Annotated in this window: 10 protein-coding genes and 1 pseudogene; 4 read left to right on the forward strand and 7 right to left on the reverse strand. The window is 61.1% G+C overall.

The window, feature by feature from the left end:
- From ACEW8Q_RS13780 to ACEW8Q_RS13800, 5 genes and pseudogenes are all read right to left on the reverse strand, one after another.
- A pseudogene (locus tag ACEW8Q_RS13780) lies at window positions 1-435 on the reverse strand (4-(cytidine 5'-diphospho)-2-C-methyl-D-erythritol kinase); the annotation flags it as partial.
- A gap of 20 nt (window positions 436-455) precedes the next feature.
- A complete protein-coding gene (locus tag ACEW8Q_RS13785; protein ID WP_373504631.1) occupies window positions 456-2171 on the reverse strand; it encodes a tetratricopeptide repeat protein in 1716 nt (571 codons plus the stop codon).
- Window positions 2172-2336: 165 nt separating this feature from the next.
- Window positions 2337-3659, reverse strand: coding sequence for a Tad domain-containing protein (locus ACEW8Q_RS13790; protein ID WP_373504632.1), 1323 nt, complete (start codon window positions 3657-3659; stop codon window positions 2337-2339).
- 340 nt (window positions 3660-3999) lie between these two features.
- Window positions 4000-4464, reverse strand: coding sequence for a pilus assembly protein TadG-related protein (locus ACEW8Q_RS13795; protein WP_373504633.1), 465 nt, complete (start codon window positions 4462-4464; stop codon window positions 4000-4002).
- Between the two features lie 123 nt (window positions 4465-4587).
- Window positions 4588-6213: an electron transfer flavoprotein-ubiquinone oxidoreductase gene (locus tag ACEW8Q_RS13800; RefSeq protein ID WP_373504640.1), complete on the reverse strand. Its 1626-nt coding sequence runs from the start codon at window positions 6211-6213 to the stop codon at window positions 4588-4590.
- Window positions 6214-6316: 103 nt separating this feature from the next.
- Here ACEW8Q_RS13800 and ACEW8Q_RS13805 point away from each other — a divergent pair, with 103 nt between their 5' ends.
- Complete coding sequence (locus tag ACEW8Q_RS13805) at window positions 6317-7150, forward strand: uracil-DNA glycosylase family protein (protein ID WP_373504634.1); 834 nt, start codon at window positions 6317-6319, stop codon at window positions 7148-7150.
- Here ACEW8Q_RS13805 and ACEW8Q_RS13810 read toward each other — a convergent pair.
- Window positions 7121-7471, reverse strand: a complete 351-nt coding sequence (locus ACEW8Q_RS13810; RefSeq protein WP_373504635.1) for a hypothetical protein — start codon at window positions 7469-7471, stop codon at window positions 7121-7123. The two genes, ACEW8Q_RS13805 and ACEW8Q_RS13810, sit on opposite strands and share 30 nt — an antisense overlap.
- On the opposite strand from ACEW8Q_RS13810, the gene moaB reads away from it, so the two are divergent.
- Window positions 7470-8009, forward strand: a complete 540-nt coding sequence (gene moaB / locus ACEW8Q_RS13815; RefSeq protein ID WP_373504636.1) for a molybdenum cofactor biosynthesis protein B — start codon at window positions 7470-7472, stop codon at window positions 8007-8009. The two genes, ACEW8Q_RS13810 and moaB, sit on opposite strands and share 2 nt — an antisense overlap.
- A gap of 333 nt (window positions 8010-8342) precedes the next feature.
- Window positions 8343-8576 carry a hypothetical protein gene (locus ACEW8Q_RS13820; RefSeq protein ID WP_373504637.1) on the forward strand — a complete coding sequence of 78 codons (234 nt, stop codon included), beginning with the start codon at window positions 8343-8345 and terminating at the stop codon, window positions 8574-8576.
- Window positions 8577-8598: 22 nt separating this feature from the next.
- Here the strand turns inward: ACEW8Q_RS13820 and ACEW8Q_RS13825 are convergent, their stop codons facing one another.
- Window positions 8599-9489 carry a DMT family transporter gene (locus ACEW8Q_RS13825; RefSeq protein WP_373504638.1) on the reverse strand — a complete coding sequence of 297 codons (891 nt, stop codon included), beginning with the start codon at window positions 9487-9489 and terminating at the stop codon, window positions 8599-8601.
- Between the two features lie 12 nt (window positions 9490-9501).
- On the opposite strand from ACEW8Q_RS13825, the gene ACEW8Q_RS13830 reads away from it, so the two are divergent.
- Window positions 9502-10719, forward strand: a complete 1218-nt coding sequence (locus ACEW8Q_RS13830) for a PA0069 family radical SAM protein (RefSeq protein WP_373504639.1) — start codon at window positions 9502-9504, stop codon at window positions 10717-10719.
- Window positions 10720-10818 lie beyond the last annotated feature (99 nt).

Below are 10818 nucleotides of genomic sequence, written 5' to 3' on the forward strand. Positions count from 1 at the left end.
GACCGGCACGTCGGCCCCGATCTTCAACCCGGCCGCCATGATGGTCTCATCAAGCGGATCGAGCCCCGCGAGTTTCAGGCACCCCCGCATGGCCGCGGCCGCGTTGGCCGAGCCGCCGCCAATGCCCGACGCCACCGGCAGGTTCTTGGTGAGGTGCACGGCAACGGGTGGAAGCGCCACGCCCCGCCCGGCGGCAATGGCCGAGACGGCGCTATGCGCCCTGGCGATGATATTGTCTTCCGCTGCTGGTAGCAGCGATGCAAAGGGGCCATCCGCCGTGACGCTGAACGATTCCGCCGGCGAGAACTTCAGCCAGTCTCCGACATCGGCAAAGGCCACGATGGAATCGAGATCGTGATAGCCATCTGCCCGGCGCCCAAGCACATGCAGCGCCAGATTGATCTTGGCGGGGGCGAAGAGCGAAAAGGGCGTCACCAGAATCTGCCCCGGCCAGGCTATCCGTTGTTCTGGCCGGTTGCATTCTGCACAGGCGTCACCGGAACCTCGTCGGGCAACCCGTCCTTCAGCTTGCCCTCGATCCGCTTCAGGTCATCGGGCTCGGGCTTGTTGTCCTTGGCGTGCTGCCACTGGAATTTCGCCTCGAGCTTGCGGCCCACGCGCCAATAAGCATCGCCCAGATGCTCGGCGATGATCGGGTCGGCTGGCAGGAGTTCCACCGCGCGCTCGATGTGACTGACTGCTTCCTCGTAGTCGCCAAGCTGGAAATAGGCCCAGCCCAGGCTGTCGATGATGTAGCCGTCGTTTGGCCTGAGCTCGACCGCCTTCTTCACCATCTCCATCGCCTCGGGAAGATTGATCTTCTTCTCGATCATCGAGTAGCCGAGATAGTTGAGCACGCTCGGCTCGTCGGGCGAGAGTTCCAGCGCCTTGCGGAAGCTCTTTTCAGCCATGTCCCACTGCTTCAGCCGCTCGTGCGAGATGCCGTCGTAATAGAATACGCGCCAATGGCCCGCGACCGCCGGGGAGATGAGCGCTATCGCATCATCATAGGTCTTCGCGGCGTTCACGTAGTCCTCGTTGTTGCGGTAGATGTTGCCGAGCGTGACGATGGCGTCATAATTCGTGGAATCGCGCGCGATAAGCTCCTTCAGCCGGTCGAGCGCCTCCTGCTTGCGGTCGAGGCGCTGCAGGCTGACGGCAATCTCCATGTCCGCATTGGCGCGGAGCGGCGAATCCTGCGCCACCTGCGAATAGGCCTCGATGGCCTTTTCGAATTGCTTCATATCCTCGTAGGTGTCTCCCAGCAGGGTGAACATCACCGGCCGGTCGGCATTGAAGGACAGCGCCAGGCGCGCATAAAGCAGCGCCACGTCGATACTCTGCTCGTCCGTCATCGAGGTTGCCAGCGAGAACAGCGCCTCTGCGGCACCTGCTCCTGGCGTTGCGAGGAAGGGCTGCGGCTTCACATTCTTCTTGGCGGACTCGAGCGCCGCTGCGATCAGAGGATTGTCATCGCTGTCGAGGAAGGTCTGGTAGATTTTCTGGGCTTCGGCGCCACGGCCGCTGCGCTCCAGGAAATTGCCATAGGCCTGCACGACGCGGAGCGACGAACTCGCTTCCTCGAAGGCCTTGCGGTAGGAGGCCTCGGCGCGGATGGCGTTGCCAAGGTAGTCGGCGACAAGGCCCGCGTGGAAGGACTTGAAATTGGCAAAGCTGTCGTTGCTGTCCAGCCGGTCGAGCGCCTTGAGGGCCAGGTTGAGTTCACCCTCGCCTGCGTAGGACCAGGCGATCAACAGGGTGGAGGTGAGCTCGCCCACCGGCGTATAGGCCGCCTGCTGGAAATTCTTGCGGGCCTCGTCATAGTGTCGGGCGCGAAAATCGCGCAGGCCCAGTACGATGCGGGCCATGCGATGCTGGCTGTTGAACGACAGGACGCGGGTGGCGTAGTCCTCCGCCGTATCGATGTTTCCTTCCGACAGTTCGAGCAGGAACACGCGTTCGGTCAGAAGCGGATTGCCCGCGTCGACCTTCAGCGCATTGCTGAGGAAATCCGACGCCATGTCATTGTCGCGGAGCTTTGCCGCAGACCGCCCCGCCAGATAGCTTCCCGCTAGGGAAGGGTCCATCCGCTCGTAGGCCGAAGCCGGGCTCATGAAAAGCGGGCCGCAGAATGTTGCGGCAAGGGCAGCACGAAGAAGAAGTCGCGTCATCGTCATCCGTTTCAAGAACAAGGGCAGCCTCACGCGACCCGGTGCGATTCATCCTTGCAAAATGAGGTCTTTTTGGGATGGCTGCAACTGCAAAACCCCGGGCGCCAAACGAAATGTGGCACCCCTCTTTCGAGGGATGCCGCAAGACTGCGGTTCAGCGCCGCGCTACTGCAGGGCGATCTTGTCGTCAATGTTACCCGTGGACGGCAGCGCCGGGAGGCCGGCAGCCTCATAGTCCGCAGACTGGCCGACATAGAGCTGGCCATTGCCTTCGACAAAGATCTTGTTGGCGACGATGGCGAACATGGGAGAGTTCTGGCTGATGCTGCCCGCACCGGTGATGTAGAGAATCTGCTGCGGGTAATAGACGATGCCCGTGATGTCGACGGTTCCGCCACCCTGGATGTTGTTGGCGCTGGTCTTCGTCAGGCCCGGCCTGCTGTTCGGGTGCTGGGCCAGCGCGATGCCGGCAAAAGGACCTGATGCAGGAGCCTTGATGGTGAGATTGCCCTGCGCCTGAACGGTGATCTTGGAACTCGAGTTGACCGGGTTGCTCACGTTCGCATCCGTCAGGATGATCGTCACGCCGTCTGTTGCGATAAGTTCGCCGCCCGCCTTGATGTTCAGGGTGCCGCCGACGATGAAGTAAACGCCGGCCGTCATGGTCACCCTGCCGCCGTTGTTGATGGAAAAGCCCGGATACTTGCCGGGATAGATGGTGGTCGTGCCGCCAGCGGTCGGTGCGGTGCGGTTGACGGCAGCAGACCAGGCCGCAGTATAGTCGGCCGCGAATTTGGCCGCCAGCGGATCGGGGACCGATCGCATGCCTTCTGAAGGCGTAGGCGTGAAATTGCTGCCGTAGGCGTTACCAACAACATTGATCTGGCTAGCCTTCAGGGTTGCCGTGCCGTTCTGGTAGAGTGCTGCGTTGCTGGTGGAGTTGACCTGTACGGAACAGGCCTTGGCATCGATGTCGGCCGTGCCCTGGATTTCAAGGGATTCGGCGGAGGACGGGTTCAGCGCCATGAGGCAGATGTAGTTGATCGGGCGCTTCCAGCTTGCCTTCGACTTCACCGTCATCGCATAGGAGCGGGACGTGGCGCTGCCCGTGCCGTCGCCGCCACCGCCATTCTCGATGTCGGCGGACTCCTTCAGCATGCCGAAGATGTTGGTCAGCGAACCGTTGACCTCGGCGTTCACTTCGATGCTGATCGCCATATCGTCTGCGACAATTGTGGGCGTTCCAATGATCTTGCCATCGCTGATCCTGCCCAGCGCCGAATCGAGGTAGCTGGTTGCGAGTCTCACCCGGGTCGCACGCTTGTCTGCCAACGTGCCGCCCAGGGTCTTTGCACTTGCCGCGAAGAGCGATGCGCCATCGGCAATGTACTGGATTTCGTCGTGCACGCGGCTGATGCGTGCGTAATCGATGGCCATGCCGGCGGCGCCGACAATCGGAATCGCCGTCAGAGTGGCAATCAGCGTCATGTTGCCTCCATCAGACCGCAGAAGATCTCCAGTCAGACGGTTCAGCGCGGACAGCAAGCGAGCCAATGCCATGGACTTTTTCCTTTACAGACTACTAATGCCCGCAAAATCGGCGCGGGGCTTTACCAACTCCTTTCCGGGTTACCCGCAAGTTTACAGACCTGCCTGATTTCAGTGCGCATCCCGATACTGTTGACGGGATGGTTATCAACCTTTCACAATTTGAGCGACTGCAGGTTGAAAATGGCTTTCGTAGCATGCATTTAAGCGAAACTCATCGCCTCGCTGCGCGCGAGGCCAAAGTCAACTCAGGTATCCGCCAGGCTTCTTTTCGCCGCGTTCACTGCCACTGGGCTTCGGCGCGCACGGCAAGATTCGGGTCTTTCCGCTTGCTCGATGAAAAGCTGTTGAAGATCGAGGCCCAGGTTCCCTCGAAATTCGCCAGGAGCGTCACCGAGATGCTGTTGCTGGCAAGGTCAATGTCCGGGCTCCCCAGAAGGGTCGCGTCGGTGACATCGTTGCGGGAATTGCGGACGTAGTTCTCGATGATCTCGCGCCGGCGCTCGGCGGCGGCCTTGGGATCGGCCGGGATGCCGGCGGGACTGACGGCCGCCGCGACGGCGCTATCGGCAATCTTCTGGAGCGAGGTCTCGGCTGATCCCTTGCGGCCATAGTCGATGGCGAAGCTCGCTGTGGCGATGGCGAGCGTCGCGATGCCGGTCACCACCACCATGTTGCCGCCCATGTCTGACCAATAGGCGGCGAGACGGTCAGTGAGGCGCTTTGGGAAAACAAGGTGGGCCATCGGCGTTTCCGGATTGGTACAACAGCAGAGCTTTCGACATGAGGTTGCATGGCGATACCTAACCGGCGGTTAATCCGGCGCGCCCTGAACTTGCCAAGCCTGCATTGAAGATAAAGAGGCCGGTCACATGTTGGGGTAATTCGGCCCCTCGCCGCCCTGCGGCACCACCCAGTTGATGTTCTGCGACGGATCCTTGATATCGCACGTCTTGCAGTGGACGCAGTTCTGGTGATTGATCTGGAAGCGCGGCACCTGGCCCTCCTCCATCACCACCTCATAGACGCCAGCCGGGCAATAGCGCTGCGCGGGCTCGGCATAGACCGGCAGGTTCACGCCGATCGGGATCTCGGGGTTCTTCAGCTGCAGGTGGACCTTCTGGTCCTCCTCGTGGTTGGTGGCCGAGAAGGCGATGTTGGTCAGGCGGTCGAAGGAAATGACGCCATCAGGCTTTGGGTAGTGGATGGGCTTGCATTCGGCTGCGGGCTTCAGCGTCGCATGATCCGGCTTGCCGTGCTTCCACGTGCCGAAGCCGAAGCCGAGCAGCTGGTTCATCCACATGTCGAGGCCGCCCAGCGCAAGGCCGCCCGCAAGGCCGAGCTTCGACCACATGGGCTTCACGTTCTTCACGCGCTTCAGGTCCTGGTAGACCCAGCTGTTTTCATAAGCCTGTTCATATTCGCGCAATTCGTCGCCGGCGCGGCCCGCTTCCAGGGCGCGGAAGGCGGCTTCGGCGGCGATCATGCCGGTCTTCATGGCATTGTGCGACCCCTTGATGCGGGGCACGTTGACGAAGCCCGCGGAGCAGCCGATGAGCGCGCCGCCGGGGAAATAGAGCTTGGGCACTGACTGGAACCCGCCCTCGGTGATGGCGCGCGCGCCATAGGCGACGCGGCGCCCGCCCCGCAGCACCGGCTCGATCAGCGGATGATGCTTGAAGCGCTGGAACTCCATGTAGGGATAGAGATGGGGGTTCTTGTAGTTGAGATGAACCACCAGGCCGATGGACACGAGATTGTCCTCGAGGTGATACATGAAGCTGCCGCCGCCGGTCTTGAGGCCCAGGGGCCAACCCATGGTGTGGGTGACCTGGCCCTGGTGGTGGTTTTCGGGCAGGACCTCCCATAGCTCCTTCATGCCGATGCCGAACTTCTGCGGCTCACGGCCTTCGGACAGATTGAACCTCGCGATGATCTCCTTGGCGAGAGAACCTCTTACGCCTTCCGCGATAAAGACGTACTTGCCGTGAAGCTCCATGCCGGGCTGGAAATCATCCTTTGGCTTTCCATCCTTGCCGATGCCCATGACGCCCGCGACGACGCCCTTCACGGAGCCATCCTCGCGGTAGAGCACTTCGGAACACGCGAAACCCGGATAGATTTCCACGCCCATGCCTTCGGCCTGCTGGGCCAGCCAGCGGCAGATATTGCCGAGCGAGACGGCATAGTTGCCGTGATTGTTCATCAAGGGCGGCATCAGCACGTTGGGCAGGCGAACCTGCCCCTGCGGCCCCAGCATGAAGAAACGGTCCTCGACAACCGGCGTGTTGAGCGGAGCGCCCTTTTCCTTCCAGTCCGGGATCAGCTCGTTCAGCGCGATGGGGTCGATCACTGCGCCCGACAAGATGTGGGCGCCGACTTCCGAGCCCTTTTCGAGCACGCAGACGGTGAGATCGGCAGACAGCTGCTTCAGACGGATGGCCGCCGAGAGCCCTGCTGGCCCCGCGCCGACGATCACGACATCGTATTCCATCGCCTCGCGCTGAACCTGTTCCACAGTCTGTGCTCCGCCTATCCTCTTTGGACCGAGGTGTTTATAGTGGGGTACACTCAGGGCACAAGTCACCAATTCGGACATGGAAACTGCACAGAACGACATGACGCCGCACGAGGCGGCCGCCGCGCTGCGATGGCTGGCGGAAATGGGTGCGGACGAGATCATCGGCGAAGCGCCGTTGAACCGGCTTGCCTCGCCTTCCCCTGCAGCGCCTGCCGGAAGGAAGCTGGCCGCGCCAGCCACCTCACCGCTGCCAGGAATTGGTACAGCGGCGACGCCCGGTGGAGCACGCCCGCTGCTGCCTCCTGCCGGCCTGGTGCCAGCGGCGTCCTGCCAGACTCTCGCCGATATCGAGGCCGCTCTCGAGTCCTTCGATGCGTGCCCCCTGAAGAAGACGGCGACGCGGCTCTGCTATGCCGATGGCAATCCCGCCGCGCGTGTCATGCTGGTGGGCGAGGCGCCGGGCCGCGACGAGGACATCGCTGGCAAGCCCTTCGTGGGGAAGTCCGGGCAATTGCTTGACCGCATGCTCGCGGCTGTTGGCCTGTCGCGCCAGTCGGAAGACCGCGAGAGCGCGGTCTTCATCTCCAACACGGTCTTCTGGAGGCCGCCGGGCAACCGCACGCCGACCGAAGCCGAAACGCAAATGTGCCTTCCCTTTCTCCTGCGCACCATCGAGATCCAGAAGCCCGATGTGATCGTATGCCTGGGTGCAACACCTGCGCACCGGCTGACCGGACGCGGCGACGGCATCCTGAAACTTCGCGGTACCTGGATGACGGCAAATGTCAGTGGACGGAACATTCCGCTGCTGCCCACGCTTCATCCGGCCTACCTGCTGCGGCAGCCGAACCAGAAGAGGCTGGCCTGGCGCGACCTGCTGTCATTGCGTCAGATGCTCGACGCGCATTGATTTGTTCCGAGCAGTTCCCGGAATCGAAACTGCAAGTGACAAAGCTGTTCTTGTGGAACAATTCCATGCGTCAGGCATTTTCTGACTTGGGTTTCTGACTGCTGACCTGGGATATTGAACCAGATCGGCATTGTTCGCCAAGCGTTGCTGGGATTGTTTTCCAGTAACGTCAAGATCGCTGCTGTTTCGTTCAACATCGACAGGAGTTTTTCTTGTTCTGAGATTTGAAACGTGTTTGATGATCATCCGAAATTTAACGCGGCTGCCCAAACGTGAATGTGATTCCGCATGAACACTTCTGACTGCAGGTAATTCGGACATGACAGAGTCCCGGCAATTCATACCGGTCAGGATCGCAATCCTGACGATTTCAAACACACGCACTCTGGAGAATGATGTCTCTGGCCAGACCTTGTCTGACAGGGTTGCAACGGCTGGCCACTCGCTCTCCGCACGCAAGATCGTGAAGGACGACATTCGCGCCATCCGTCATGTCATGCGTGACTGGACAAACCGCAGCGACATCGATGCGATCATCACCACCGGCGGCACCGGCCTTACCGGGCATGATGTCACCATCGAAGCCGTGAAGCCGCTTTTCGAGAAAGAGATCGACGGATTTGGAACATTGTTCCACATGATCTCTTTCCCCAAGATCGGAACATCGACTGTGCAGTCGCGCGCTACAGCGGGTGTGATGAAGGGCAAGTACATCTTCTGCCTTCCCGGTTCTCCCGGCGCCTGCAAGGACGGCTGGGACCAGATCCTGCAGCCGCAACTCGACTATACGCACAAGCCGTGCAACTTCGTCGAGATCATGCCGCGACTCGAGGAACATCAGCAGCGCAGCAAGGCCTGACGTAATTCCGGTTCAGCTTAAAGTCAGCCTGGCCCGTCGGGCGGGTTTGTGAGGTCGGAAGATACACAAAGCCGATCTTCCCGGCGCAGTCTCATCACCGGTTCGTGATCTGATATGTAACTTCGTTACGCACAATTGAATTCCACGCCGTGCATCCAGCGCAAGATCATGAATACGCTGTATTTTTTTCTCTACCTCCTGTGACGCGTGTTTGAATGGAACGGCGCTCGAACGTCCCCAGATATAGTCCATCAGAACGGCGGACAAACGCCACTCTGAGACACAATCCCGAACCGAAATCACTCGGTTCCCGGCATATCAATGGAGACTGACATGAAGAAGATTGCCCTTGGACTTTTCGCCCTCGCCACCCTCTCGACCGCAGCCCTCGCCGCTGATCGTACCGACATTGACCCGCGCGACCGCCAGCAGTGGAACGGCTCCACGATGGTACAGACGGAAGTTGCTCCCTTTGCCGTGAAGCAGAACATCCACTCGCCGGCCAGACTGACCGCCTACGAGCGTTCTCGCCTGCAGGCAGAGGCGAACGAGAACAACAGCAAGTAAGTTCCAGCGCTCGACGAAACGATCAGGGCCGGGCCGAAAGCCCGGCCCTCAGCCGTCTCGGGATGCCAATGCCAGACACGATGCCTAGGCCGGCGAGAATGACCAAGCCTCCCAGAACTTGTTCGGGTGATATCGATTCGCCCAGCACCAGATGCGCTGTGACGATGCCAACGGCCGGCATGAGCAGGATGAAGGGTGCCGCCTCGTCCATGCGGCATTGCTTCAGGAGTGTGAACCAGCACATGTAGGCGAGATAGAACCCGACAATGCCCACGAAGGCCAGCATCGACCACTCGAGCCAGGTTGCGGTGACGACGGCATTCCATTGACCCTGCTCGATCAGCAGCGTCGCAAGCGCCAGCTGCGGCACGCTGCCGATGGCATTTGCCTTCAGAAGCCCCACGCCACTGTCGCGGCCGAGCTTGCGTGCGAGCACCTGCCCCAACGCCCAGCAGAACGCGCTGACGACGATCATGATGGTGGGCAAAAGTCCTGGCGCCTGGTCCGGCAATCCGATGACGATCCCTACGCCGGCGACCGAGAGCGCCGTTCCCAGCACCTTTCTGAGGTCGAGTTTCTCCTTCATGATCAGCCAGTCGAGAAGCACTGCGAAGGGAATCTGGATCTGGAGGATGAGGTTGGCGGCTGTCGCCGGCATCTGCGGATTGCGAAGACCCCAGAACAGCAAGGCGCCCTGAATGGTGACCGCGAAAGCCGCGATCAGGATGATCGACAGCCACGGCGTCTGAAGCTTCTGCCGATGGGTGAGGCCCAGCACAATTGCTATGCCGCCATAGACCATGAGCAGCAGGAACAGCGGCGGGAAATGCTCAACCGCAGGCTTCGCAATGGTGAAGCCGGTTCCGAAGAACAAGGGCGGAAGAAGCGCGAGGAGAATCTGGCGGCGGGTCATGGAGGCCGGACCATGGCGAAGTTCTCAGGGCCGCACAACATCGCCGAAGTATCTGTTCTTGATTTGTTCTGCGAGATTGCATATCTTTCAATTATGTCCACTCTGATCGACAAGCGCCGGTCCATCGGTTTCGATCCGGCCACTTCGGGCGACGGGCGTTACACGGCACTCGGGCCGCAGGCGCGTGGCCGGGGCGCAAAGATCAACATGTCCGGGCGCTTCGAGGCATTCAGCCGATCCTTGTTCGATGATGGCTGGCAGGGGCTTGAGGACTTGCCGGCGTTCCGCACGGAGGTCTTCGAGGAACGCCCGAAGACCATCATCACCCGGAACGACTCCCCCGACATCTCCTTCGACCGGTCGATCAATCCCTATCGCGGCTGCGAGCATGGATGCTCGTATTGCTATGCCAGGCCCGCGCATGCCTACATGGGACTCTCCCCTGGCCTCGATTTCGAGAGCAAGCTGTTCGCCAAGGCCAATGCGGCTGACCTGCTGCGCGCCGAACTATCAGCGAAAGGCTACGAGCCGCGGACCATCGCACTCGGTGCCAATACCGATGCCTACCAGCCCATCGAGCGCGAGCGGCGCATCACGCGGCGGATTCTGGAAGTACTGGCCGAATTCAACCACCCGGTCGGAATCGTGACCAAGTCGGCCCTCGTCACGCGTGACATCGATATTCTTGCGCCCATGGCGAAGAAGGGTCTCGTCAAGGTGGCGCTCTCCGTCACAACGTTGGACCACAAGCTGTCGCGCGCCATGGAACCGCGCGCCGCGACGCCTGCGAAGCGTCTTGAGGCAATCGAGAAACTTTCGGCCGCCGGTATCCCAACCGTCGTCATGGTGGCGCCGATCATTCCGGCGGTGAACGATGCCGAGATCGAGGCCATACTGAAGGTGGGCTACACGGCGGGCGCACGTGAGGCTGGATATGTGATGCTGCGCCTGCCGCTCGAAGTGCGGGACGTGTTCAAGGACTGGCTCGAGGCAGCGCTTCCCGATCGCGCCGCCAAAGTGATGTCGCTCGTCAAGTCGGTGCGCGACGGCAAGGAAAATGATTCAGCCTTCGGGCGCCGCCAGACCGGCACGGGGCCCTATGCCTGGACCATCGGCCGGCGGTTCGAGTTGGCCTGCCAGCGACTGGGCCTGAACCTGTCGCGGCTCAAGCTTTCCACCGATCACTTCCGCAGGCCGCCGCTGGCAGGTGAGCAGTTGACGCTGCTCTAGCCTCCCGCCCATAAGGTCACCATGCGAAGGGGCGGACCTGATTTCACGCTGGAGCGCGCGGCAATGGCCGCGGGCCACGGTTGCGTGTGCGGCATCGAC

It is taken from the genome of Aestuariivirga sp., from assembly GCF_041738905.1.
GTDB lineage: Bacteria > Pseudomonadota > Alphaproteobacteria > Rhizobiales > Aestuariivirgaceae > Aestuariivirga.